The following is a 22,803-nucleotide window of genomic DNA, read 5'->3' as shown; positions in this document are numbered from 1 at the left end:
GGCCTCCCGGCCGACCAGCAGGGGCACGGTCTGACCTCAGAAGTCACGTGCTTCAGGCGATGAAAGTGCTCACCTGCTGGCGGCTACGGCACCGAGTCTCTACGCCCCGGCAAGTCCCATTAGGCGATGCCCGCTTCCTTCATCTGGCGCAGCTCCTTCTTCATCTCGGAGACCTCGTCGCGCAGCCGGGCCGCGATCTCGAACTGGAGGTCCGCGGCGGCGGCGCGCATCCGCGCCGTCATCTCCTCGATCTGGTCGGCGAGTTCGGCCGCGGGACGGTCGGTCGGCACCGTCTCCTTGACCTTGCCCTTGGCGGTCTTGCCGCCCTTGGCCGCCTTGCCGCCGAGCGAGGGCACGGGGGCCTTGGCGCCCTTGCCGTCCTTCGTCCTGCGGTAACCCGAGCCGAGCAGCTGCTCCGTGTCGACGTCCTCACGCGCGATCTGCGCGACGATGTCGTTGATCTTCTTGCGGAGCGGCTGGGGATCGATGCCCAGCTCCTTGTTGTACGCGATCTGCTTCTCCCGGCGGCGGTTGGTCTCCTCGATGGCCTTCTCCATCGCCGGGGTGATCTTGTCGGCGTACATGTGGACCTGGCCGGAGACGTTGCGCGCGGCGCGGCCGATGGTCTGGATCAGGGATGTGCCGGAGCGCAGGAAGCCCTCCTTGTCGGCGTCGAGGATGGCCACCAGGGACACCTCGGGCAGGTCGAGTCCCTCGCGGAGCAGGTTGATGCCGACGAGGACGTCGAACTCGCCGGAGCGCAGCTCGCGCAGCAGCTCGACGCGGCGCAGTGTGTCGACGTCGCTGTGCAGATAGCGCACCTGGATGCCGAGCTCGAGGAAGTAGTCCGTGAGGTCCTCGGCCATCTTCTTGGTGAGCGTGGTGACCAGGACGCGTTCGTCCTTCTCCGTGCGCTTGCGGATCTCGTGCACCAGGTCGTCGATCTGGCCCTCGGTGGGCTTGACGACGACCTCCGGGTCGACCAGGCCGGTGGGGCGGATGATCTGCTCGACGGTGCCGTCCGCGCGGGAGAGCTCGTAGGTGCCCGGGGTGGCCGACAGATAGACGGCCTGGCCGATCCGCTGCTGGAACTCCTCCCACTTCAGGGGACGGTTGTCGAGGGCGGAGGGCAGCCGGAAGCCGTGGTCGACGAGGGTGCGCTTGCGGGAGGCGTCGCCCTCGTACATCGCGCCGATCTGCGGGACGGTGACGTGGGACTCGTCGATGACGAGCAGGAAGTCCTCCGGGAAGTAGTCGAGCAGGGTGTTGGGCGGAGAGCCGGGCGAACGGCCGTCGAAGTGCATCGAGTAGTTCTCGACGCCGGAGCAGGAACCGATCTGTCGGAGCATCTCGATGTCGTACGTGGTGCGCATCCGCAGGCGCTGGGCCTCCAGGAGCTTGCCCTGCTTCTCCAGGTCGGCCAGGCGCTCCCCGAGCTCCTTCTCGATGTCGTTGACGGCCCGCTCCATACGCTCGGGGCCGGCGACATAGTGGGAGGCCGGGAAGACGTACAGCTGCTCGTCGTCGCTGATGATCTCGCCGGTGAGCGGGTGGAGCGTGGACAGCGCCTCGATCTCGTCGCCGAACATCTCGATGCGGACGGCGAGCTCCTCGTAGACCGGGAAGATCTCGATGGTGTCTCCACGGACGCGGAAGGTGCCGCGGGTGAAGGCCGCGTCGTTACGCGTGTACTGGATGTCCACGAAGCGGCGCAGCAACTGGTCCCGGTCGATCTCCTCGCCGACCCTGAGGGGGACCATCCGGTCCACGTACTCCTGCGGCGTTCCGAGGCCGTAGATGCAGGAGACCGAGGCGACCACGACGACGTCGCGGCGGGTGAGCAGCGAGTTGGTCGCGGAGTGACGCAGCCGCTCGACCTCCTCGTTGATGGAGGAGTCCTTCTCGATGTAGGTGTCCGACTGGGGGACGTAGGCCTCGGGCTGGTAGTAGTCGTAGTACGAGACGAAGTACTCGACGGCGTTGTTCGGCAGGAGCTCCCGGAACTCGTTCGCCAGCTGGGCGGCCAGGGTCTTGTTCGGCGCCATCACGAGTGTGGGCCGCTGAAGCTTCTCGATCATCCACGCGGTGGTGGCGGACTTGCCGGTGCCGGTGGCGCCGAGCAGGACGACGTCCTTCTCGCCCGCCTCGATGCGCCGGGCGAGCTCGGTGATGGCCTGCGGCTGGTCGCCGCTGGGCTGGTAGGGGCTGACGACCTCGAAGGGCGCCACCGTGCGTTCGATGCTGGAAACGGGCCGCATGGAATCCACCGTACGACCCCGCACTGACAACGAGGCCGGATCAGCGGTTCTGCGGGGTGCGGGAGCCGCGGGGGCCCAGGTTCCGCCGGAGGCGGGGCGAGGTGTGGTGGCCGGCGTGCGGCAGGGCGCTGCGGGCCGGGACGCCCGGCTTGTTCTCCGCGGGGGTCCAGTCGGGCTTCCCCATGACCATCAGCGGATCGAACATCACGACGACGCCGGCCAGCAGCAGAAAGACGAGCGGGCCGATCAGCATGGGGCCGAGCAGGCCGGCCGAGTCACCGGAGCCGGGGGCGGTGGTGCCGTGCAGGTGGACGGAGAGCGCGGCCATCCCGGTGTAGTGCATGCCGGTGACGGCGAGCCCCATGACGAGGCTTGCGCCCACGCTCCACAGGAACCCTCTGACCTGGCCGGCGGCCCACAGGGCGGCGGTGGCCGCGACGACGGCTATGACCACGGAGGCGGCGACGGTGAAGGTGTTGTACTCGAGCTTTCCGTTGAGGCGCATACCGGCCATGCCCAGATAGTGCATCGACGCAATACCCAGGCCGGTGATGGTGCCCCCGGTGAAAAGCGCGGTTCCCTTCGCGCCTTTGTAGCCGACGATGAAGATCCCGACGCCCACCATCAGGATCGCGACGCCCAGGCTCGCGTACGTCGTCGTCTTTTCGTAATGGATCGGCGCCTCCTTGACCGTGAAGCCCATCATCGCGATGAAGTGCATGGTCCATATGCCGGAGCCGATCGCCGCGGAGCCGAGGGCGAGCCAGCCGGGGCGCCAGGAGCGGGCGACGAGCATCGATCTGGTGGTGCAGCGCAGGCCGAGGGCACCTCCGAGGCACGCCATGAGGTAGGCCACCAACGGTGTGACGAGTCCGTAGCTGAATCCGTCGACCGTGCCCTGCATGCGCGGCCACCCTTCCGCCCTGTTTCGTCCTGGATTCCCTGAAATACGCCCCCTCCCAGGACCGCCAGGGCGGTCAGGGTTGAGGCAGAGAGTATGACTCCCACCGGAATGGTCGAACGATTTTCCGGCAAAGAAACACGCTCTTGCCCCACATGTGCGGCACCGGTGAGCGGACTTGGTACGACCCATTCGGTCTGTGGTCATTCTGAACCCGCCCAATGTTGACTCTCTGCTGTCAGAGTTGAGCTGTATGTGATCACTCGACGCGAGGAGAACGCATGTACGCGCGCGCAGTTGCCGCCACGACCATCGCGCTCCTGGGGACCGCCGCCCTCCTTCTCCCAACCCCTGGCGCCCAGGCAGCCCGCGAACCCGGCGAGCGGCTCCCGGTCATCGCCCACCGGGGTGCCTCCGCCTACGCGCCCGAGAACACCCTGGCCGCCGTCGACGAGGCGGCCCGGCTCGGTATCGGCTGGGTCGAGAACGACGTCCAGCGCACCAAGGACGGCGAACTCGTGGTCATCCACGACGACAGCCTGCAGCGCACCACCGATGTCGAGGAGATCTACCCCGGGCGGGCGCCCTGGAAGGTGAAGGACTTCACGGCCGCCGAGATCGCACGCCTGGACGCCGGGAGCTGGTTCGGTCCCGGGTACGCGGGCACGCGCGTGCCGACGCTCCAGCAGTACGTGAACCGCGTGGACCTCCATCACCAGAAGCTGCTCCTGGAGATCAAGAACCCCCAGCTGTATCCGGACATCGAGCGGCAGACCCTCAAGCTCCTCGGCAACGAGGGGTGGCTCGACCGGCAGCACCTCACCGGTCGGCTGATCGTGCAGAGCTTCAGCGCGGCCAGCATCCGGACGGTCCACGAGCTGAAGCCCGGTGTGAAGACCGGTCTGCTGGGCGCCCCCTCCGTGGCGGAACTGCCCGGCTACGCGACGTTCACCGACCAGATCAATCCCTCGTACAGGGCCGTCTCTCGGGGGTACGTCTCCGCCGTGCATGTGTTCACGGGAGCGCACGGCAGGCCCCTGGAGGTCGTCACCTGGACCGTCGACGACGCCGACACGGCCCGGCGGGTCGCCGGGTACGGCGTCGACGGTGTCATCACCAACAGGCCCGACGTGGTCCGGGACGCGCTCGGCGAGTGGTGAGGCCACGCCGCTTCGGGAGAGCGGTTCGGGGGGCCTTGGCCGTTCCCCGGGCATTGTCAGTGGCGGGTCGTACGGTGGAGCGCATGGACAGCCATGGGCATAACGAGCAGCAGGTCGTGTGGGCCGTCGTCGACACCGGCATCGGTCCCCTGCTGCTGGCCGCGACCCGCGAGGGCCTGGTCAATGTCGTCTTCCACGCCACCGACGAGGTGCGCGACAGGGCGCTCGACCGGCTCGCGTCCCGGCTGGGCGGCGAGCCGGTCGAGGCGCCCCGCTCCCCGCTGCTGGCCGAGGCGATATGCCAGGTCGAGGCGTATTTCGCGGGTGAGCGGCACGACTTCGAGCTGCCGCTGGACTGGTCGCTGATCTCCGGTTTCAACCGGCAGGTGCTGCGCGAGCTGTCGGCCGGCGTGCCGTACGGCACGGTCGTCGGCTACGGCGATCTGGCCGGGCGGGTCAGCCAGCCGGGCGCCGCCCAGGCGGTGGGGGTGGCAATGGGGTCCAATCCGCTGCCGGTCGTCGTGCCCTGCCACCGGGTCGTCGAGAGCGATGGCGGCATCGGCGGATTCGGCGGCGGACTGGAGACCAAACGGAAGCTGCTCGCCCTGGAAGGCGTCCTGCCCGAGCCCCTTTTCTGAGGGCCTACTCGTAATGCCGTGCTTCGAAGACATTCCCGTCGGGGTCTCGGAAGTAGAAGCTGCGGCGGGCCGTTCCGCGGGCGCCGTAGGCGTCGTAGGAGAAGTCGGAGACCGGGACGCCGCGCTCCTGCAGGCGGGTGCGCAGTGCGTCGAACTCGCCGACGGGCAGGGACAGGCAGACATGGTTGACCGGGTGGCCGGCGCTGTCGACGGCGCCCGGGAGCATGTTCATCCCTTCGGCGAGACTGAGCGGCGCGAGGTCGAAGATGGTCTCCTCGTTGAGACGTACGGAGGGGAAGGACGCCTGCCCCGCGGCGAACTCGGTGACCTTCAGGGGTTCGAGTCCGACGGCCTTCTCGTAGAAGTCGGCCGACGCGACCGGGTCGCGGACCCAGAGGACGACATGGTCGAGACGTGCGGTGTTGTCCGTCATGCAGACCAGGCTGGTGTCGTCCCCCACAGCCCGCAAGGGTTTGACCGGGCATGCCGCCCGCCAGAGATGAGGGAAGAACGACGGACAGGAGGCAGGCGCGTGGTGCTGGTGGTGTCGGAAGAGGTGCGGGCGGCGGTCGACGCGCGTCAACCCGTGGTGGCCCTGGAGTCCACGATCATCGCGCACGGGCTGCCGCGCCCGCGCAATCTGCAGGTGGCGCTGGAGCTGGAGGACGTCGTACGGCGGGAGGGAGCCGTGCCCGCGACGATCGCCGTGCTGGACGGGCGGCCCCATGTCGGGCTGGACAAGGAGCAGCTGGAGCGCGTCGCGAACGAGGACGGGATCCGCAAGCTGGGCCACCGTGACCTGCCGCTCGCGGTGGCCTCCGGGGTGAGCGGGGCGACCACTGTGTCGGCGACGGCGCTGCTCGCGGCGCTGGGGGGCGTTCGGGTGTTCGCGACGGGCGGGCTCGGCGGGGTGCACCGCGAGTGGACGGTGACCCAGGACGAGTCCGCCGACCTGGGCCTGCTGGCGCGCACGCGGATCACGGTGGTGTGCGCGGGAGTGAAGTCGATCCTGGACGTGCCGGCGACCCTCCAGCGGCTGGAGACGCTGGGCGTCGCCGTGGCCGGATACGGCACGGACCGGTTCCCCGGCTTCTATCTGTCCGACTCGGGGCATCCCGTGGACTGGACGTTGGAGAGCCCGCGGCAGGTGGCGGACGTCATGCGCGCGCAGGACGCGCTCGGCGGACCGGAGTCGGCACTGATCGTCGCCCACCCCGTCCCCGAGGCGGAGCAGCTGGATCCCGGGCTGCACGCGCGCGTGCTCGCCGACGCGCTGCACGCGTGCGAGGCAGAGGGCGTGACCGGCCAGGCGGTCACACCGTTCCTGCTGGACTACCTGGTGCGTCACACCGACGGCGCCTCGCTGAGCGCCAACCTGGCGGCCGTGCGCGGCAATGTGAGGCTGGCGGCACGGATCGCGGCGGCCTGGGCGTCGGCATGACAACGGGGCCGGGCGGCGCGCTGCTGGTCGTCGGGGACGTGATCACGGACGTCGTCGCCCGGCACCGGGGGCCGCTCGCACCGGGCACGGACACGGCCTCCTCGATCCGGACGCTGCCCGGCGGCGCCGGAGCGAATGTGGCCTGCTGGGCGGCTCACTGGGGTGGCCCGGAGGTGCGGCTGCTCGGCCGGGTCGGCGCGGACTCGGTCGCGTGGCACGAGCGGGAGCTGGCCGCCTGCGGCGTACGGCCCCGGCTCGTCGTCGATCCCGAGGCGCCCACCGGCACGGTGATCTGTGTCGTCGACACGGAGGCCGCTGCCGAGCGGACGTTCCTCACGGACAGCGGCGCCTCGTTGCGGCTCGACCCCGACGACTGGTCCGAGTCGCTGCTCGACGGCGTCGTACGGCTGCATCTGTCGGGCTACCTCCTGTTCTCCGAACCGAGCCGTGCACTGGTGGCGGCGGCCCTCGCGTCGGCACGCGCGCGTGGTGTGCCGGTGAGCCTGGATCCGGCGTCGTCCGGCTTCCTCAAGACGCTGGGGGTCGACCGTTTCCTGGCGCTCGTCGAAGGGGTGGACGTGCTGCTGCCCAGTCGTGACGAGGCGTGCCTGCTGACGGGGCTGTCCGATGCGGCGGACGCGGCGGCCAAGCTGAGCCGCCACGTCCCGCTGGTGGTGGCCAAGCAGGGAGCGGACGGTGCGCTCGTGGCCCGGTCCGGCGCCGTGAGCGCCCGGGTCCCGGCGGTGCCGGTGACGCCCCAGGACACCACGGGGGCCGGTGACGCCTTCACGGGCGCGTTCCTCGCCGCTCTGCTCACGGGCGCCGCGCCGGAGGAGGCGGCGAGGGAGGGGTGCCGGGCGGGGGCGCTGGCGGTGCAACGGCTGGGAGGCAGACCGCCTGCGGCGGACTGACCCCCGCTGAACGTGCCCTGTACCGGACCGACCAAGCTAGGGACGCCCCCGGTCACCGCCTACTCCTTCCGCCCCCACGCCGAGATCATCGGGAAGGTGGCCAGATCGATGGCGCCGGAGGCGACATTCGCCAGGTGGCGGTCGATGTCCCGGTCCGTGGCGAAGCCCGCAGCCACGAGCCGGGGGCGGATCTGGCGGATGGTGGCGGTCTCCAGATCGGCGCAGGCGGGCGAGGTGAGGGGGAAGTACGCATCGGCCTCCACCCGCCGCAGGCCGGCCTCGCGCAGCAGGCGCGGAAGCCGGCGGCCGTAGGAGAGGTCGGCACCCCGGTCGGCGAGCAACTGGCGGAAGCCCTGCCGCAGCCGGTTCGCCAGTTGCTGCTCCGGGCCGTACTCCTCGGGGCAGAGCAGGGACTGCAAGGCAGGATCGGCGTCCTCGATCAGCAGCCGTCCGCCGGGACGCAGGGCCTTGACCATCGACCGCAACGCCCCTTCCCGGTCCGACACATGAACGAGGACGTGCCGGGCGTGCACGAGATCGAAGCTCTCGCCCGGCGGCGCCTCCTTCCCCACGTCGTGCAGGTGCACCTCGACCGGCGGGCGTGCCACCGGGGTGAGCCGGGACGTGTCGATGTCGGTCGCGACGACCCGCCCGGTCGGGCCGACCTTCTTGGCCAGCCAGGACACCACGGAAGTGCCGCCGGCACCGACCTCCCAGCAGCGCCACCCGGGTCCCGCGCCCAGCGCTTCGAGGTGCCGGAAGGTCGTGGGGTCGAACAGGGCGGCAAAGGCTTCATGGTGCTCCCCCGCCTCGGTCCGCCGTTGGTCGAGGAGGTGTCCGTCGATTCGCGTCATGTCGTGATCATCCCATTTATCCGCTTGTCCACACGACTCGACGCACCTTGTCCACAGCCGGGAACCAAGCGGAATGCCCTGCTCCCACAGGCTTGTCCGCCGATGAAAGCGACCTGGCAGACTGGCGCGGAAGGCGCAGGAATGCAATGCAGGGAGATCCACGCAAGGAGATCCAGATGTCCATGGCAGGGAATCTGCGGAAGGTCACGAGCCTCGGCCGGGTCGGCAGCCTCCGCAAGGTGGCACGGCTGGCCCGGCGGCAGCCGCGCGTCGACCTGAGCCACCCCGCCCGGTCCCCGCTGGGCTCCTCCGTGGTGAACTGCGTGACCTACCGGGACGGCGCCCGGATACCCGCGGGCGACGATCTGGTCGACGCCGTGGAACAGGTGCGCAAGCAGCGCGGCGGTTTCGTCTGGCTCGGCCTCCACGAGCCGACGGACCAGGAGTTCGCGGGCATCGCCGAGCTCTTCGACCTGCACCCGCTGGCGGTCGAGGACGCGGTCGAGGCCCACCAGCGCCCGAAGGTGGAGCGCTACGGCGAGACGCTGTTCGCCGTGTTCAAGACGGTCTGCTACGTCGAGCACGAGGAGCTGACGGCGACCAGCGAGGTGGTGGACACCGGCGAGATCATGGTGTTCGCCGGCCAGGACTTCGTGGTCACGGTGCGCCATGGACGGCACGGATCACTCGGCCCGCTGCGCGAGGAGCTGGAGTCCCGTCCGGAGCAACTCGCCAAGGGCCCGGCGGCGGTGCTCCACGCGATCGCGGACCATGTCGTCGACGACTATCTGAACGTCACGGACGCCGTGCAGGAGGACATCGACCAGGTCGAGACGGACGTGTTCGCGGAGAACGGCGCCCGCGCCGACCCGGGACGCATCTACCAGCTCAAGAGGGAACTGCTGGAGCTGAAGCGGGCCGTGGTGCCGCTCGGCCGCCCGCTCGAAGAGCTCGCCACTCGTCCGATACGGGTGATCGACCCGGAGATACAGGCCTACTTCCGCGATGTCTCCGACCACCTGTTGCGGGCGAAGGAACAGCTCGCCGCGTTCGACGAACTCCTCAACTCGATCCTGCAGGCTCATCTCGCCCAGGTGACGGTCGCGCAGAACGAGGACATGCGGAAGATCACGGCATGGGCCGCGGTGATCGCCGTCCCCACGATGGTGTGCGGGGTCTACGGCATGAACTTCGAGCACATGCCGGAACTGCACTGGCGGTACGGCTACGGATTTGTCATAGGCGTGATATCCATCGCGTGCCTGGCCCTGTACAGGGGCTTCCGACGCAACGGCTGGCTCTGACCGGGGCCCGTCCGGAACTCCGGTCAGGATGCGGGCAATGGATCGCAGGGGTCAGGGACGGGCAGGGGTCCTGGCGTAGACGCTCTCGGCCCACTCGGCGATCTGGTGATCCGTCAGATGCTGGGCCAGGTCGGACTCGCTGATCATGCCGACCAGGCGCTTGTTCTCGATGACGGGAAGCCTGCGGATCTGGTGTTCCTGCATCTGGTGCAGCACATCGCTGACATCGGCGCCCGCGTCGATCCAGTACGGGGTGCCCTGGGCCATCTCGCCCGCGGTGACCTTGGCCGGGTCATGGCCCATGGCCACGCAGCCGACGACGATGTCGCGGTCGGTGAGGATGCCGCAGAGCCGGTCGTCGGCGTCGCCGATGGGCAGGGCTCCGACGTTCAGCTCACGCATCAGCTGGGCGGCGCGGTCCAGGGTCTCGTGGGCGGGGATCCACTGGGCACCACGGTGCATGATGTCTCCGGCGGTGGTCATGGAGTACCTCCCGGTGCCGGACGGCCGGCGCGGCGCGGGTCGCTCCGCTGATACCGGCGCCCTTCATTCTCGCCGTGCCGCCGGGCAGACGCACCCGGACGCACGGTGCGCCACCGGGGCCGAGGGGGCAGCGGCCGGTGGAGTCCCGGCTGAGTTCCTGCTGTCGACGTGCACCGGCCGAGCCGAAGGCGATCACGGATCAGCGCTCCACACCGGATGGCGCGGATCAGCCGCTCCACGCCGGATGGCGCGGGTCGTCGGCGCGTACGAGGACGTCGGCCGTGCCGGCGGGGTCGGTCTCGGCCTCGTAGCGCTCGAAGGCGGGAAGGGTCCATTGGTCGGGCTCGGGGGTGCGGCGGCGCAGGGCGCCGGGTGAGAGGAGGACGTGGACGGTCAGGTCGAAGGGGAACCAGTGCTTCAGCAGGAGGGGGCCGTGGAGCAACAGCAAGCCGCCGGGCGGGAGTCGGACGTAGGAGCTGCGGGTGGCACGGTCGGTGGCCGGGTCCCACAGGTCGGGCAGGACACGGCCGTCGCCGCCGGGTTCGAGCGGCTCGAAGACCTCGCGCCACAGAGCGCTCGTGTCGAACCAGCCGCTGTAATAGGCCTCCACGTCCTGGTGGCCGTACTCGAGGCGGAGCGAGGCCGGGCGCAGGAAGCCCCGGGTTCCCACGACGAGCGAGGGGCGGCCCCGTATGCGCAGGGCCTCCGAGACACGCTCGGCGAGGTCTCCCGGGCGCCCGGCCGTGGCGCCGTCGAAGGCGATACGGGGCCAGGGGCTGCCGTCGGCCGGCTTCAGATCGAGCAGGCGCTCGGCCAGGAGATCGCCGAGCCGGTCCCAGGTGATCGCTTCGAGTCGCACACGGCCCATGATGCGTCAGGGCCCGGCCAGGATGCGTACCCCTCGTACGCCCGGCCGCAACACCAGCGGCAACCGCAACGGCAATGCCGTGATCCGAACCGAATGGATCCGCCCCTGTCAGGGGGAATGCATCACCTATGGCACACCTCGCAACTCCCTCTCTCCGCGGTGGACTTCTCGTCATCCAACCCCTCAGGAGGCGGCACTGCGCGGAGTGCGGCGGCGGGCCCCTGCCGCTGCTCGTCCTGGAGGACGAAGTCCTGCGTTGCCTCGACTGTGCCGATCTCGGGCATCTGGTGTTCCTGCCGCGCGGCGACACGGCGCTGACGCGACGGTCGAGAGAGGAGAGTTCACTGTCGGCGGTGGTCGTGCGGTTCAACCGGCGCAAGGGCCGCTACGAGCGACAGGGCGTCCTCGTCGAGGAGGCGGGTCTCGCCCGGGCCGAGGAGCGATGCCTGGCCGACGCGGAGGCGCGCCGACGACGCCGGGTACGCGACGCACGACGGCGGGCCGCGCAGGACGTGCGGTTCACGGACGCGTTCGCGGCGGAGATACGCAGGCTGTTCCCCGGCTGCCCGGCGGACCGGGCGCGGGACATCGCCACGCACGCCTCGGTGCGGGGCAGCGGCCGGGTGGGCCGGAGCGCGGCGGGGCGGGCGCTGTCCGAGGGGGCGGTGACCTCGGCGGTCGTGGCCTCCGTACGGCATCGGGACACGGCGTACGACCAGCTGCTGATGAGCGGGGTGCCGCGGCACGAGGCACGACGGCGGATAGCACCGACCGTGGAGACGGTGCTCGCGGCGTGGCGGGTGGGGGCGGGGGCCGGGCCGGGGACGGGCTCGCGAGCGGAGGAGGCGGGCGGGGCGGGGGTGGGCTCGGAGGCGGGGGTGGACGAGGGGGGCTCAGGGGGTGGGCCCGGGGGCGGAGGGGGAGGGGAAAAGGGAAGGTGAAGGCGAGAATCCGCCGAGCCGCCCCGCCCCCACCCCTGAGCCCCCCGCCCTGGACGTTCGCGCATGCCCCCGCGCGGCTCGGCCATGGTTTGGCGCGACCGGGTGGGAATTCACTTGTGGTGACGGGTGATGCCGGGCAGGGTCTCGGCTCGATGCGGGGAGTTGATGTCGGAGTGATCGATGGACCGTACTTCGTGCTGACGGTGCTGGGTGTGGTCGGTACCGGCCTGGCGGCCGGGGTCTTCTGCGCGTTCTCGACCTTCGTGATGCGGGGGCTGGCCGCGTTGCCGCCCGCGCAGGGTGTCGCCGCCATGAAGGCGATCAATGTGGCGGCGGTGCGGCCGCCCTTCATGCTCGTGTTCGTGGGCTCGGCGGTGCTGTGCGCGGTGATAGCCGTGGTGACGTTCGTGCTGTGGCCGGACGAGGGGGCGGTGGAGCTGCTGGTGGGCAGCGCGCTGTATCTGTTCGGCTCGTTCGCGCTGACCATGGTCGCGAACGTGCCGCGCAACGACGCGCTGCTCAGGCTGGAGGCGGGCACGGCGGAGGCGGCGGCGTACTGGCCGACGTATGTGCGGGAGTGGACGATGTGGAACCACGTCCGCACCGTCGCCTCGGCCGGAGCGACGGTGGCGTATGTGCTGGCGCTGACCTGAGAGAGGCCTGACATCGAGAGGGCACTGTCCCTCACCCGAGCAACCCCCCGCAGAAAGCGCTGTCACCCCCTCTGCGTGAGCGGTGGACGGGACGTATCGTGGCCGAAAGAGTGCGCCCGATGACGCACGGCCCCCGTCGCACGCGCATGCAAGGAAGACGGCCATGGCCGATCCCAAGGGATTCATGACCACGCCGCGACATGACTGGCCCCGCAGGCCGGTCGAGGAGCGGGTCAAGGACTGGGACGAGGTGTACGTCCCCGGGGCGCTGCTGCCCATCATCAGCAAACAGGCCGATCGCTGTATGGACTGCGGCATCCCGTTCTGCCACGAGGCCTGTCCGCTCGGCAATCTGATCCCCGAGTGGAACGACCTGGTCTCCCGGGAGGACTGGCGGGCCGCGGCCGACCGGCTGCACGCGACGAACAACTTCCCCGAGTTCACGGGCAGGTTGTGTCCGGCGCCGTGCGAGGCGGGGTGCGTTCTGGCCATCAACCAGCCCGCGGTCACGATCAAGAATGTCGAGGCCGCCATCGCCGACCGGGCCTGGGAGCTGGGTTTCGCGCCGCCGAGGCCGCCGGACCGGCTGTCCGGGCGTACGGTCGCGGTGATCGGGTCGGGGCCCACGGGCCTGGCCGCGGCGCAGCAGCTGACCCGGGCGGGGCACACGGTCGCCGTGTACGAGAAGGACGACCGGCTCGGCGGGCTGATGCGGTACGGCATCCCGGCGTTCAAGATGGAGAAGCGCCATCTGGAGCGGCGGCTGGAGCAGATGCGGGCCGAGGGGACCAAGTTCCGTACGTCGACGGCGGTCGGGCGGGACGTCGGGGCGGCCGAGCTGCGGACGCGTTACGACGCCGTGGTGATCGCGACGGGGGCCACCGCGTGGCGTGAACTTCCCGTCCCCGGGCGGGAGCTGGCCGGAATCCACCAGGCGATGGAGTATCTGCCGCTGGCCAACCGGGTGTGCGAGGGCGACCTGGCGGCGTCCCCGTTGTCCGCCGCCGGGAGGCATGTCGTGATAGTCGGCGGCGGCGACACCGGGGCCGACTGTCTGGGCACCGCGGTACGGGAGGGTGCCGCGTCCGTCACCCAGCTGGACATCTACGCCCAGCCGGGCGCCGCGCGCGACGAGGACACGGACCCCTGGCCGACGTACCCGAAGGTCTACCGGCTGTCGGCGGCCCATGAGGAGGCCCGTGATCTGCGCAGCGCACCCGCGGCGGACGCGGACGCGCGGCTGTTCGCGGCGTCCACGCTCCGTTTCACGGGTGATGCGGAGGGGCGGGTGCGCTCGCTGCATCTGGTCGAGGTGGACGCCGAGCGGCGGCCGGTGCCGGAGACCGGCCGGACCCTCCCGGCCGACCTCGTGCTGCTCGCGCTCGGCTTCTCCGGGCCGGACCGGGAGGACGGGGTCATCGATCAGCTGGGGCTGGAGCTGGATCCGCGCGGCACGATCGTGCGGGACGCGGGATTCGCCACCAACGTCCCCGGGGTGTTCGCCGCGGGGGACGCCGCCCGGGGGCAGTCGCTGATCGTGTGGGCGATCGCGGAGGGGCGGGCGGTGGCGGCGGCCGTCGACCGCCTGCTGACGGGCAGTTCACGGCTGCCGGCGCCGATAGGGCCGTACGACCGCCCGATGAGGGTGTAGCCCGCAAGCCGTGTGCCGGATACCGACGGGGGCTAGTGCCGCTCGTCCGTGCCCGCGACCTTCCCCGTCGACAGCGCCACCCGGTTCCAGCTGTTGATCGTGCAGATCAGGGCGAGTACGTGGGCGAGTTCCTGCTCGTCGAAGTGGGCGGCGGCCTCGGTGTGGACATCGTCCGGGACGCCGCCCTCGGCCACCAGGGTCACCGCCTCCGTCAGGGCGAGGGCGGCCTGCTCCTTCTCGGAGAAGAAGTGGCGGGCCTCGCGCCACACGGCGACCATGTGCAGCCGGTCCTCGCTCTCGCCGGCCTTGCGGGCGTCGTTGGTGTGCATGTGGAGGCAGTACGCGCAGTGGTTGAGGTGCGAGGCCCGGATCTGGATCAGTTCGACGAGGGCCGGGTCGAGGCCCTCGCGGGCGGCGGCGTCGAAACCGATCAGGGCGCGGAAGACCTTCGGGGCGGACTTCGCGAAGTCGAGGCGGGTCTTTCCGGCCCCGGCCACGGCGTCGGCGATGGCGGTACCGGTCGTGTTCGTCGTCATGTCCATCAACCTACGGACCCGAAAGACCGGTTGTAGGGTGCATTTCCATGGCGGAATCATGGGTCAATTCTGCGGAGCGGATCGGCGCCGACCTGCATCTGGAGCTGTCCGGGCCGGGCGGGCGGCGGGCGGCGCTGATCCGGGCCCTGCGCGAGGCCGTACGGAGCGGGCGGCTCGCCCCGGGCATGCGGCTGCCTCCGTACCGTTCGCTCGCCGCCGATCTCGGGGTGGCCCGGAACACGGTGGCCGACGCGTACGCGGAACTCGTCGCGGAGGGCTGGCTGACCGCCCGCCAGGGCTCGGGCACCCGGGTCGCCGACCGCACCGAACCGATGCGGCGCACGGTCCCGGTCCCGGTCCCGGTCCCGGTGCCGGCAAAGGCACCCGCACGCGCGCGTGGACCGCGGCACGACCTGCGGCAGGGCACTCCGGACGCGTCGGCGTTCCCGCGCGCGGCCTGGCTCGCCTCGTACCGGCGGGCCCTCCAGCAGGCGCCCAACGAGGTGTTCGGGCCCGGTGATCCCGCCGGCCGTGCCGAACTGCGGGAGGCACTCACGGAGTATCTGGCACGCGCGCGTGGCGTGCGGACCGATCCGGGCCGGATCGTGATCTGCTCCGGCTTCGCGCATGCGCTGCGACTGCTGTTCGGCCCGACAGGCGGGGGCGGTGGGAGCGGTGGCAGCAGCGCGGTACTGCGCGGTCCGTTGGCGGTGGAGGCGTACGGACTGGGTTTCCATCGGGCGCTGCTCTCGGCGGCCGGGGTGCGGACCGTGCCGCTCCCCCTGGACGAACACGGGGCGCGCGTCGACCGGTTGGGCCGGGAGCGGGCCGTACTGCTCACGCCCGCGCACCAGTTCCCGACCGGCGGCCCGTTGCACGCGGAGCGGCGTGCCGCCGTGATCGACTGGGCACGCGCGCGTGGAGCGGTGGTCCTGGAGGACGACTACGACGGGGAGTTCCGCTACGACCGCAAACCGGTCGGGGCCGTCCAGGGTCTCGATCCGGAGCGGGTGATCCACATCGGCTCGGTCAGCAAGAGTCTGTCGCCCGCGGTGCGGCTGGGCTGGATGGTCCTTCCGGAGCGGTACGTCGACGCCGTGCTCGCGGCCAAGGGCGACCGTGAGGGGTGGGCGAGCGTCCTCGACCAGTTGAGCCTCGCCGACTTCATCGTCTCCGGGTCGTACGACCGTCATGTGCGGCGGATGCGGCAGCGGTACCGCGGCCGCAGGGACCGCCTCGTCTCTGCGCTCGCCACGTATGCGCCGCATGTCGAGGTCAGCGGGGTCGCGGCCGGGCTGCACGCGGTGCTGCGGCTGCCGCCCGGCACCGAGCGGGCCGCGGTCGGGGCCGCCGTCGGGCAGGGCATCGCGCTGGACGGCCTGGCCGAGTTCCGGCACCCGGAGACGGAGATGGCCGCGCCCGACGGTCTGGTGGTGGGATACGCGACGCCCTCGGAGCACGCGTACGGTCCGGCCCTGGAGGCACTGTGCGGGGTACTGCCGTCTCCGCCGGAGTGAGACCCCCGGCGGAGCGAGACGGCAGCACCCCCGCTCCTGCAGCTACAAGCAGGGAACCAATCTGGGTGAGGCCTGCTCCGCAAGGTCCAGGTCGTCATGCGCAGTGGGTGTGATCAGCTCAGTGCTCAACTCAGGTGCTCAACTCGGTGCAATTTTCAATGGATGACGGGAAATCAAGGCGGGAAATCAAGGCGGGGAATCAAGAAGCGGTCTCACGACAGCAGGAAGTCGGCCACCCCCGCCTTGGCGCCCTCTATGAAGGCCGTCATCTCGTCGGTGGTGTAGATCAGCGCGGGACCGTCGGGGTCGGTGGACTGGCGGACGGCGATCCGGCCGTCGGCGAGCTTCATGGCCTCCAGGCAGTTCCCGCCGTTTCCCCCGCTCCACGGCTTGTGCCAGCCCTCGCTGCCCAGTTCCCTCGCGGGCATGCCGTTGTAGACGGGTTTGCGCGGCTTGATGCGATCCATTCACAGCTCCTTGCGGAGATCCCGGAGGATCTCCTTCGTGCGATGTGCTGTAGCGGCCTGCGCCGCCATGCGGTCCATGACCTCGAGGTGGGTCGCCACCTCGGCGCGCGCGTCGAGGTAGACGGCACCGGTCAGGTACTCGCTGTAGACCATGTCCGGGAGTTCGGGCACGGCAAATCGGAACAGCACGAAGGGTCCGTACGTGCCGGGGTGCGGCCCGTTCGCGAACGGGGCGACCTGCAGCGTCACATGGGGCAGCTTCGTGGCGTCGAGAAGTCTGTCGATCTGGGCACGCATCACCTCCGGGCCGCCGACCTGGCGGCGCAGCACGGTCTCGTCCATCACGGCCCACAGCCGGGGCGCGTCGGGACGCGTGAGCAGGTCCTGGCGCTGCATGCGCAGCGCGACATGGCGTTCGATGTCCTCGGGACTGGTCTGCCCGATGGCGCCGGACTGCAGGACGCCACGCGCGTAGTCCTCGGTCTGCAACAGCCCGGGGACGAAGTGCGGCTCATACTCGCGGATGAGGGCGGCGGCGCCCTCCAGGCTGACGTGCATCGAGAACCAGCCGGGCAGGACGTCGTGGAAGCGCTGCCACCACCCGGGACGGTTGGCCTCTTCGGCCAGTTGGACGAACGCTTCCGCTTCCTCGTCGGAAACCCCATAGGCCTTCAGGAGGAGTTGGAGGTACGGGATTTTGAGCGCGACCTCGGCCATCTCCATACGGCGGACGGTGGCGGGCGCGACACGGAGGATACGGGCGGCCTCCTCGCGTTTGAGGCCGGCACGTTCCCGCAGGTCCAGCAGGCGTCGGCCGAGGACGACCTGGCCGACCGTCGGCGCGGACCGCGGTTCGCTCACGCTCCACCTCCACAAAGTCCCTGTCAGGACGGCCACAAGGGCATCAGGCCGACCACAGAAGCACGCTGACAGCCCTGCGGCGCCATTCGAAATCCCATTCGAAGATCGGTACGGATCTCCGCTGATCCCAACTGGCGCCGCTCGACGTGCTGTTGCGAGCAGTGTGCCACGGCCCTTCACCGCGTCACACAGCACTCTGCATTTTTCAGAGTGACACTTGCCAAGTGTTCACGACGGGGCGATAGTGGCAAGCGTGATTCCGTCCGCGCCCTTAGGAACAGACGCCGCCGCAGGCCGCTCTCTCGGTCTCGGTGCCGCCGCGGAGGTGGACCCGCAAAGGGCCGCCGCCGAGCGCCGGTTCCGCTTCGAGCTGGCCGCACATCCGGGTTCTCCCGCGCAGGCCAGACGCCTGACAAGGGCACGGCTCACCGGCTGGTCCGTCTGCGAGGACATCTGCGACACGGCGGCCCTGGTGGTCTCCGAGCTGGTCACCAACGCGATAGTGCACACCGCCAGCACTCTCGTCGTGTGCGAACTGCACGACGGTGACGACCTGGTGCGCATAGCCGTGCGGGACGAGGGCTGCGCACCGGGCGAACCCCTTCCGTCCCCGCAGCGGCCCGAGGAGGAGCACGGGAGGGGACTGCTCCTCGTCGACGCGCTGTGCCACGCCTGGGGTGCCCATGAACAGGGCCCCGGGCTGCTGGTCTGGGCGGAGCTGCCCCGCAAGGCGGACTCTCCCCGCGACGACGCCGGCGTCCCGCGCAACGACCTGGGCTGGGGGGCCCGGCCGAAGCCCGGCCCGCCCGGCGGCTCGGACGGTGAGGACGAGGCGGAGGCGCACCACACGCCGGGGCACACACCGGCGGTCGACGCGACGGGAGCCATGGGGCCTTCCCCGGTCGACCCGGGCCACGAGTGGCGGAGGGCGTGAGCACTGCGCCCGGCGGTCCCCGGGCACTGAGTCTGGAGACGCTGGTCCGGCTCCGCCGCGGCCGGCCCTCGGGAAGCCGCACACCGGACACGCCCCGGCGACTGTCCGTCCCCGAAGGCATGATGGCCCCGCTGGGCTGCGACGCGGTGGGGACACCCACCCGTCTCGGCCCGCTGCTGATGCCCCGGATGCCGCGCGTGGGCTGCGTCTACGCCGACGAGGCGCACTGGTGGTGGATCATTCCCTCCGATTCCGACCACGCCCTGCGCTGGCCGGCCCCCACGCGGTACGCCACCGGCGCGCTCGTCGCCGGTTCCCCCGGTGTCCCGGGCCTGATCCACCAGCCGGCCGGCATCCTCCCGTACACCCCGCCGATACCGCTCTACCTGGCCGTGTGCCGGCTGACGGGCACTGCGCCCGCGTGGTCGCGGCCGGTCAGCGCGTAGGACGCCGGTAACGGCGCACAATGCATACCGCGGCGCCCCTCACCAGGGCGTACGCCCGCGCGCTCCCGCCCGTCCCGGATGCGCTCTGCCCCGAAGCGGCCCTCGCCGCGATAGTGGCCGTTCGTCCACGACCGGGGGAGGTCGGCGGTGGGGAAGCGGCGCGCCGGGGGCAAGGACGGCAAGGGGCGGGGCACACCCGGGGTCTCCGAGTCGGAGCGGCTGCTCTTCGGCGGCCCGTTGCGCTACGACATGGGCTGGAACTCCCACTCGGAAGCGTTTCTGGAGCTGAACTTCCGGGCCATGGTGACCCGGCTGCCCGCCCTGCTCGCGTCCAGTTTCCGGCTGGCCTGGCAGGCCGACCGGGCCGCGGCGCGGACCGTGCTGGCCGCCGAGGCGGGCCGGGGCCTGGCGCAGGCGGTGAGCCTGCTCGCCGTCAACAGTGTGCTGGGGCGGCTGATCGGCGACGGCACCATCGAGGAGCGGCTGCGCGGGGCCGTACCCGCGCTGCTGACGATGGCCGCCGTGATGCTTGCCGGGGCGTTGCTGCGGGCGGCGTCGACCTACGCCACCGGGCGTCTGGAGCCGAAGGTGGAGCGGGTGGCCACCGAGCTGTATCTGGAGCGGGCGGCCGAGGTGGAGCTGGCCGCGATCGAGGACCATGCCTTCCACAAGCTGCTGGACACGGCGCAGTACGGCGCCGCCTCCGCCCGCCGCATGATCTCGTTCGCCACGGGCGTGGTGAACGCGATGATCTCGCTGGTCGCGGCGGCGGGCGTGCTGACCGTGCTGCACCCGGCGCTGCTTCCGTTGCTGGTGACGATGACGCTGCCGAGCGGCTGGAGTGCGCTGACCATCGCCCGCCGCCGCTACGAGTCCTTCCACGCCTGGGTGCAGCACGCGCGCGCGGGACGGCTGCTGGGAGCGCTGCTCATCGAGCCGGAGGCCGCGCCGGAGATCCGCGTCCACGGTGTGGGCCCGTTCCTGCTGCGGCACTTCCGCTCGATGTCCGAGACGGCGGAGGCCGAGCAGGCACGCCTGGCGCGGCTGGCCGCCCGTACGGGTCTGATCGCGGCGGCCTGGACGGGCCTGGCGACGGCGGCGACGTACGCAACGCTGGGCGGACTGCTGCTGGCGGGTGCGATGGCGCTGTCGGTGGCGGGCACGGCCGTGATCGCCGTCCGCACCGGTTCGCAGAGCCTCGACACGCTCGTCGTGGAGATCAACGCCCTGCACGAGGAGGCGCTGTTCGTGGGCGATCTCCAGCGGCTTTACGTCGAGGCCGCCGAGCGGGCCATTCCGCTGGGCGGTGCGGCGCTGCCCGAGGAGCCGCGGGAGATCCGCTTCGAGCACGTCACCTTCAGCTACCCGGGTGACGCGGCCCGCCCCGCACTGGACGATGTGACGCTCACCGTTCCGCTCGGCAAGATCGTCGCGCTGGTCGGCGAGAACGGTTCCGGCAAGACGACGCTGGTGAAGCTGCTGGCCGGCCTGTACGCCCCCGATGACGGCCGGATCCTGTGGGACGACGTGGACGCGGCGACCGCCGACCGGCGCCGTCTCGCCGAGCGCGTCGCGATGGTGGCCCAGGACTTCAAACGGTGGCCGTTCACGGCCCGCGTCAATGTGGCGGTGGGCCGTTCCTCTGCGCCGCTCACCGACGAGCGGGTGACGGACGCGGTCGCGGAGGCGGGTGCCGAAGAGGTGGTCATGGACCTCCCGCGCGGTCTGGACACCCTGCTGGCCCGCAACTTCAGCGGCGGGCACGAGTTGTCGGGCGGCCAGTGGCAGCGGCTCGGGATCGCCCGGGCCGCATACCGGCGCGGGCGCATCCTGATCGTCGACGAGCCGACGGCGGCCCTGGACGCCCGGGCCGAGCTGGAGGTCTTCGAGAAGATCCGCGCCCTGGCCGGCACCGGGCAGACGGTCATCCTGATCACCCACCGGCTGGCGTCGGTGCGCCATGCCGACCTGGTGCACGTGCTCGACCAGGGCCGGCTCGTGGAGTCCGGCACTCCCGAAGAGCTGCTGGCCACCGGCGGTGTCTACGCGGAGCTGTACTCGCTCCAGGCGGAGCAGTTCACACAGAAGATGCCCGCCCCGAAGGCGGGCTGAGTCGTCCCCGCGCGGCGACGCTCACTCCGTGAGGTCACCGCTCCGGACGATCACCAGGAATGTGTCCGTGGCGAGGTCCATGACAACCTCGGCGGGCAGCCCCTCCTGACGTCGCGCGTGCGCGAACTCCTCCGCCGGCCACGATCCGCGTGGCCCACCTGCGGGAAAGCGTTCGAGCACGGTTCGCCCGTTCACCACCCTGCACCTCCGAAAGCGTCGTACTTGTAGGAGTTAACGCCCTCCGGAGGCCGAACGCCTCGCTCGGTGACGGGACTGAGACGTAGTTGACACGCGATCACTGCCGAGCGTGACGATCCGGTCACCTTACGAACATCACGCGCACCATCCGTATCAGTTTTCACACTGTTCGTGACACGGTCAGGTGTCGTACTCCTGGATGCGGCGGCCATGGCTCCGGTCGAGCAGCGCGGGCATACGGCCGCCGAGCTCGCCGACGACCGCGGGCACGTCGATCGTCAGCAGCTCCCGGTCGCGCATGAGGATCCGTCCGTCGACGATCGTCGTGCTCACGTCGGCCGAGCGGGCGCTGTGGACGAGGGCCGCGGCGAGGTCGTGGACGGGCTGGGTGTGCGGGCCGGTGAGGTCGACGAGGACGATGTCGGCCCGCAGTCCCGGCGCGATACGCCCGACGACCCCACCGAGCCCGACCGCCTCGGCGCTCTGCAGCGTGGCGTGGTGCAGCGCCTGGCGTGAGGTCAGCCAACGGGGGTCGCCCTCGGTCGACTTCTGGACGAGGGAGGTGAGGGCCATCGACTCCCACACGTCGAGGGAGTTGTTGGACGCGGCACCGTCCGTGGCGAGTCCGACCGGGATGCCGATGTCACGCAGGGCACGGACCGGTGTGGTGGTGGGCCAGGCGAACTTGAGGTAGCCGCGGGGTGCGGTGGCGACGGCCGTACGTCCGCCGGCGCGCTCCAGGACGGGTAGGTCCCGTTCGAGGATGCCGGTGCCGTGCGCGATGAGCACGTCGGTGTCGAGGAGCCCCGTGCGCTCCAGGACCTCGATCGGCGTGACGCCGTGCCGGGCGAGGCTGGTGTCGGCCTGGTCGCGGTTCTCCGCGGCATGGAGGTGGACGGGGAGGCCGTGTGCGCGGGCGAGTCGGGCGGTGGCGGCGAGGTCGTCGTCGGTCACGGTGTACGGGGCGTGCGGGGCGAGGGCGGTGGTGATGCGGCCGCCGGCGCCGCCGCGGTGCCGTAATGCGAACTCCAGGGATTTCTCCCGGCCTTGGGTGCCCTGCGAGGAGAAGTAGGCCTCGCCGAGGTGCGCCCGCATCCCGCACTCGGCGACCACGGCGGCGACCGCGTCCATGGCGAAATAGTGGTCCGCGAAGCAGGTGACACCGCCACGGATCATCTCGGCGCAGGCGAGCCGCGCCCCCAACTCGACGTCCTTCTCGGTGAGGTTGCTCTCGACGGGCCAGACGACGTCGTTGAACCACTCCTCGACCGGCAGATCCTCGGCGAGGCCGCGCAGGGCGACCATCGGGGCGTGCGTATGACAGTTGATCAGGCCGGGGAGGGCAACCTGGCCACCCGCGTCGATGCGTTCGGCGGCGGGCAGTGTTTCGGCCTCCGCACTGCCGACCACCGCTTCCACGACGCCGTCCCGTACGACGATCGCGGCGTCCTCCGTGAACCCGATCCGCTCATGATCGTCGTGCGTGAGCACCGTGCACCGGGTGATGATGAGACCGGCGGGAGAAGGCGTCATACAGGCACCGTACGACGCTGTCGTGCCCTCGAAGGGGGTGAACCGCGCATCCCGTCCCCACCCTGTACCGGCGGCGCCGGCCCGCGCACTCTGGCCTCACCACCGCCTCACCACCGCCCGCCGTACGGCTTCTGGA

At 70.8% G+C, this 22,803-nt stretch carries 23 protein-coding genes; 12 read left to right on the top strand and 11 right to left on the bottom strand.

Annotation, left to right across the window (positions count from 1 at the left end; genetic code table 11):
* Positions 1 to 119: 119 nt before the first annotated feature.
* Positions 120 to 2,258, bottom strand: coding sequence for an excinuclease ABC subunit UvrB (gene uvrB, locus F7R91_RS18650; RefSeq protein ID WP_150950174.1), 2,139 nt, complete (start codon positions 2,256 to 2,258; stop codon positions 120 to 122).
* 40 nt (positions 2,259 to 2,298) lie between these two features.
* The gene (locus F7R91_RS18645) at positions 2,299 to 3,162 is read right to left on the bottom strand and encodes an MHYT domain-containing protein (protein ID WP_150950173.1); all 864 of its coding nucleotides are present in this window, start codon (positions 3,160 to 3,162) and stop codon (positions 2,299 to 2,301) included.
* A gap of 278 nt (positions 3,163 to 3,440) precedes the next feature.
* Here F7R91_RS18645 and F7R91_RS18640 point away from each other — a divergent pair, with 278 nt between their 5' ends.
* Together F7R91_RS18640 and F7R91_RS18635 are read left to right on the top strand one after the other, a co-directional pair.
* Entirely contained in the window at positions 3,441 to 4,319 is an 879-nt protein-coding gene (locus F7R91_RS18640) for a glycerophosphodiester phosphodiesterase (RefSeq protein WP_150950172.1), read from the top strand.
* A gap of 83 nt (positions 4,320 to 4,402) precedes the next feature.
* Positions 4,403 to 4,957 (top strand): methylated-DNA--[protein]-cysteine S-methyltransferase, encoded by a 555-nt coding sequence (locus F7R91_RS18635; protein ID WP_150950171.1) that lies wholly within the window; start codon positions 4,403 to 4,405, stop codon positions 4,955 to 4,957.
* A gap of 4 nt (positions 4,958 to 4,961) precedes the next feature.
* Here the strand turns inward: F7R91_RS18635 and F7R91_RS18630 are convergent, their stop codons facing one another.
* Complete coding sequence (locus tag F7R91_RS18630; protein WP_150950170.1) at positions 4,962 to 5,390, bottom strand: VOC family protein; 429 nt, start codon at positions 5,388 to 5,390, stop codon at positions 4,962 to 4,964.
* 99 nt (positions 5,391 to 5,489) lie between these two features.
* On the opposite strand from F7R91_RS18630, the gene F7R91_RS18625 reads away from it, so the two are divergent.
* Both F7R91_RS18625 and F7R91_RS18620 read left to right on the top strand, forming a co-directional pair.
* On the top strand, positions 5,490 to 6,398 hold the full coding sequence (locus F7R91_RS18625) for a pseudouridine-5'-phosphate glycosidase (RefSeq protein ID WP_191971543.1): 909 nt from the start codon (positions 5,490 to 5,492) through the stop codon (positions 6,396 to 6,398).
* Positions 6,395 to 7,309 (top strand): carbohydrate kinase family protein, encoded by a 915-nt coding sequence (locus F7R91_RS18620; protein ID WP_150950169.1) that lies wholly within the window; start codon positions 6,395 to 6,397, stop codon positions 7,307 to 7,309. Before F7R91_RS18625 ends, F7R91_RS18620 begins: the two co-directional genes overlap by 4 nt.
* Positions 7,310 to 7,368: 59 nt before the next feature.
* Here F7R91_RS18620 and F7R91_RS18615 read toward each other — a convergent pair whose 3' ends face one another.
* Positions 7,369 to 8,163 (bottom strand): methyltransferase domain-containing protein, encoded by a 795-nt coding sequence (locus F7R91_RS18615; RefSeq protein ID WP_150950168.1) that lies wholly within the window; start codon positions 8,161 to 8,163, stop codon positions 7,369 to 7,371.
* Positions 8,164 to 8,339: 176 nt separating this feature from the next.
* Here F7R91_RS18615 and F7R91_RS18610 point away from each other — a divergent pair, with 176 nt between their 5' ends.
* Positions 8,340 to 9,467, top strand: a complete 1,128-nt coding sequence (locus tag F7R91_RS18610) for a magnesium and cobalt transport protein CorA (RefSeq protein WP_150950167.1) — start codon at positions 8,340 to 8,342, stop codon at positions 9,465 to 9,467.
* Between the two features lie 51 nt (positions 9,468 to 9,518).
* Here the strand turns inward: F7R91_RS18610 and F7R91_RS18605 are convergent, their stop codons facing one another.
* Positions 9,519 to 9,950: a CBS domain-containing protein gene (locus tag F7R91_RS18605; RefSeq protein WP_150950166.1), complete on the bottom strand. Its 432-nt coding sequence runs from the start codon at positions 9,948 to 9,950 to the stop codon at positions 9,519 to 9,521.
* Positions 9,951 to 10,176: 226 nt separating this feature from the next.
* Positions 10,177 to 10,818, bottom strand: a complete 642-nt coding sequence (locus F7R91_RS18600) for a nucleoside/nucleotide kinase family protein (RefSeq protein ID WP_191971542.1) — start codon at positions 10,816 to 10,818, stop codon at positions 10,177 to 10,179.
* Between the two features lie 128 nt (positions 10,819 to 10,946).
* Between F7R91_RS18600 and F7R91_RS18595 the strand changes: the two genes are divergently transcribed.
* The 3 genes from F7R91_RS18595 (at position 10,947) to F7R91_RS18585 (ending at position 14,063) form a co-directional block, all read left to right on the top strand.
* Positions 10,947 to 11,759, top strand: coding sequence for a DUF2293 domain-containing protein (locus tag F7R91_RS18595; RefSeq protein WP_150950164.1), 813 nt, complete (start codon positions 10,947 to 10,949; stop codon positions 11,757 to 11,759).
* A gap of 173 nt (positions 11,760 to 11,932) precedes the next feature.
* Positions 11,933 to 12,412: an anthrone oxygenase family protein gene (locus tag F7R91_RS18590; protein ID WP_150950163.1), complete on the top strand. Its 480-nt coding sequence runs from the start codon at positions 11,933 to 11,935 to the stop codon at positions 12,410 to 12,412.
* Between the two features lie 163 nt (positions 12,413 to 12,575).
* Positions 12,576 to 14,063 (top strand): glutamate synthase subunit beta, encoded by a 1,488-nt coding sequence (locus F7R91_RS18585; protein ID WP_150950162.1) that lies wholly within the window; start codon positions 12,576 to 12,578, stop codon positions 14,061 to 14,063.
* Between the two features lie 32 nt (positions 14,064 to 14,095).
* Here F7R91_RS18585 and F7R91_RS18580 read toward each other — a convergent pair whose 3' ends face one another.
* Positions 14,096 to 14,599, bottom strand: a complete 504-nt coding sequence (locus F7R91_RS18580; RefSeq protein ID WP_150950161.1) for a carboxymuconolactone decarboxylase family protein — start codon at positions 14,597 to 14,599, stop codon at positions 14,096 to 14,098.
* Positions 14,600 to 14,646: 47 nt separating this feature from the next.
* Between F7R91_RS18580 and pdxR the strand changes: the two genes are divergently transcribed.
* The gene (gene pdxR, locus F7R91_RS18575) at positions 14,647 to 16,116 is read left to right on the top strand and encodes a MocR-like pyridoxine biosynthesis transcription factor PdxR (RefSeq protein WP_150950160.1); all 1,470 of its coding nucleotides are present in this window, start codon (positions 14,647 to 14,649) and stop codon (positions 16,114 to 16,116) included.
* Positions 16,117 to 16,328: 212 nt separating this feature from the next.
* On the opposite strand, the gene F7R91_RS18570 is transcribed toward pdxR, so the two are convergent.
* Positions 16,329 to 16,583: a DUF397 domain-containing protein gene (locus tag F7R91_RS18570; RefSeq protein ID WP_150950159.1), complete on the bottom strand. Its 255-nt coding sequence runs from the start codon at positions 16,581 to 16,583 to the stop codon at positions 16,329 to 16,331.
* Entirely contained in the window at positions 16,584 to 17,444 is an 861-nt protein-coding gene (locus tag F7R91_RS18565; RefSeq protein ID WP_150950158.1) for a helix-turn-helix domain-containing protein, read from the bottom strand.
* Positions 17,445 to 17,661: 217 nt separating this feature from the next.
* Here F7R91_RS18565 and F7R91_RS18560 point away from each other — a divergent pair, with 217 nt between their 5' ends.
* From F7R91_RS18560 to F7R91_RS18550, 3 genes are all read left to right on the top strand, one after another.
* Positions 17,662 to 18,378, top strand: coding sequence for an ATP-binding protein (locus tag F7R91_RS18560; RefSeq protein WP_331000573.1), 717 nt, complete (start codon positions 17,662 to 17,664; stop codon positions 18,376 to 18,378).
* Complete coding sequence (locus F7R91_RS18555) at positions 18,375 to 18,824, top strand: hypothetical protein (protein ID WP_150950156.1); 450 nt, start codon at positions 18,375 to 18,377, stop codon at positions 18,822 to 18,824. The genes F7R91_RS18560 and F7R91_RS18555 overlap by 4 nt, the downstream gene beginning before the upstream one ends.
* A 249-nt stretch (positions 18,825 to 19,073) precedes the next feature.
* The gene (locus tag F7R91_RS18550; RefSeq protein ID WP_191971545.1) at positions 19,074 to 20,936 is read left to right on the top strand and encodes an ABC transporter ATP-binding protein; all 1,863 of its coding nucleotides are present in this window, start codon (positions 19,074 to 19,076) and stop codon (positions 20,934 to 20,936) included.
* Between the two features lie 21 nt (positions 20,937 to 20,957).
* Here F7R91_RS18550 and F7R91_RS42075 read toward each other — a convergent pair whose 3' ends face one another.
* Both F7R91_RS42075 and F7R91_RS18545 read right to left on the bottom strand, forming a co-directional pair.
* Positions 20,958 to 21,131 (bottom strand): hypothetical protein, encoded by a 174-nt coding sequence (locus F7R91_RS42075; RefSeq protein WP_191971541.1) that lies wholly within the window; start codon positions 21,129 to 21,131, stop codon positions 20,958 to 20,960.
* A gap of 183 nt (positions 21,132 to 21,314) precedes the next feature.
* A complete protein-coding gene (locus tag F7R91_RS18545) occupies positions 21,315 to 22,667 on the bottom strand; it encodes an amidohydrolase (protein WP_150950154.1) in 1,353 nt (450 codons plus the stop codon).
* Between the last annotated feature and the right edge of the window lie 136 nt (positions 22,668 to 22,803).

The organism is Streptomyces luteolifulvus (genome assembly GCF_008806595.1).
Taxonomy (GTDB): Bacteria; Actinomycetota; Actinomycetes; order Streptomycetales; family Streptomycetaceae; genus Streptomyces; species Streptomyces luteolifulvus.
The sequence above is the reverse complement of the archived record's forward strand: the minus strand, read 5'-3'. Positions and strand labels throughout refer to the sequence as shown.

What these genes read in the sequence shown, in the direction of transcription:
- F7R91_RS18545 (WP_150950154.1), bottom strand. Translation starts at nt 22,667, where the DNA reads ATGACGCCTTCTCCCGCCGGTCTCATCATCACCCGGTGCACGGTGCTC.
- F7R91_RS18640 (WP_150950172.1), top strand. Translation starts at nt 3,441, where the DNA reads ATGTACGCGCGCGCAGTTGCCGCCACGACCATCGCGCTCCTGGGGACC.
- F7R91_RS18550 (WP_191971545.1), top strand. Translation starts at nt 19,074, where the DNA reads ATGGGCTGGAACTCCCACTCGGAAGCGTTTCTGGAGCTGAACTTCCGG.
- pdxR (WP_150950160.1), top strand. Translation starts at nt 14,647, where the DNA reads ATGGCGGAATCATGGGTCAATTCTGCGGAGCGGATCGGCGCCGACCTG.
- F7R91_RS18620 (WP_150950169.1), top strand. Translation starts at nt 6,395, where the DNA reads ATGACAACGGGGCCGGGCGGCGCGCTGCTGGTCGTCGGGGACGTGATC.
- F7R91_RS18635 (WP_150950171.1), top strand. Translation starts at nt 4,403, where the DNA reads ATGGACAGCCATGGGCATAACGAGCAGCAGGTCGTGTGGGCCGTCGTC.
- F7R91_RS18600 (WP_191971542.1), bottom strand. Translation starts at nt 10,818, where the DNA reads ATGGGCCGTGTGCGACTCGAAGCGATCACCTGGGACCGGCTCGGCGAT.
- F7R91_RS18615 (WP_150950168.1), bottom strand. Translation starts at nt 8,163, where the DNA reads ATGACGCGAATCGACGGACACCTCCTCGACCAACGGCGGACCGAGGCG.
- F7R91_RS18630 (WP_150950170.1), bottom strand. Translation starts at nt 5,390, where the DNA reads ATGACGGACAACACCGCACGTCTCGACCATGTCGTCCTCTGGGTCCGC.
- F7R91_RS18595 (WP_150950164.1), top strand. Translation starts at nt 10,947, where the DNA reads ATGGCACACCTCGCAACTCCCTCTCTCCGCGGTGGACTTCTCGTCATC.
- F7R91_RS18610 (WP_150950167.1), top strand. Translation starts at nt 8,340, where the DNA reads ATGTCCATGGCAGGGAATCTGCGGAAGGTCACGAGCCTCGGCCGGGTC.
- F7R91_RS18570 (WP_150950159.1), bottom strand. Translation starts at nt 16,583, where the DNA reads ATGGATCGCATCAAGCCGCGCAAACCCGTCTACAACGGCATGCCCGCG.
- F7R91_RS18580 (WP_150950161.1), bottom strand. Translation starts at nt 14,599, where the DNA reads ATGACGACGAACACGACCGGTACCGCCATCGCCGACGCCGTGGCCGGG.
- F7R91_RS18645 (WP_150950173.1), bottom strand. Translation starts at nt 3,162, where the DNA reads ATGCAGGGCACGGTCGACGGATTCAGCTACGGACTCGTCACACCGTTG.
- uvrB (WP_150950174.1), bottom strand. Translation starts at nt 2,258, where the DNA reads ATGCGGCCCGTTTCCAGCATCGAACGCACGGTGGCGCCCTTCGAGGTC.
- F7R91_RS18585 (WP_150950162.1), top strand. Translation starts at nt 12,576, where the DNA reads ATGGCCGATCCCAAGGGATTCATGACCACGCCGCGACATGACTGGCCC.
- F7R91_RS18605 (WP_150950166.1), bottom strand. Translation starts at nt 9,950, where the DNA reads ATGACCACCGCCGGAGACATCATGCACCGTGGTGCCCAGTGGATCCCC.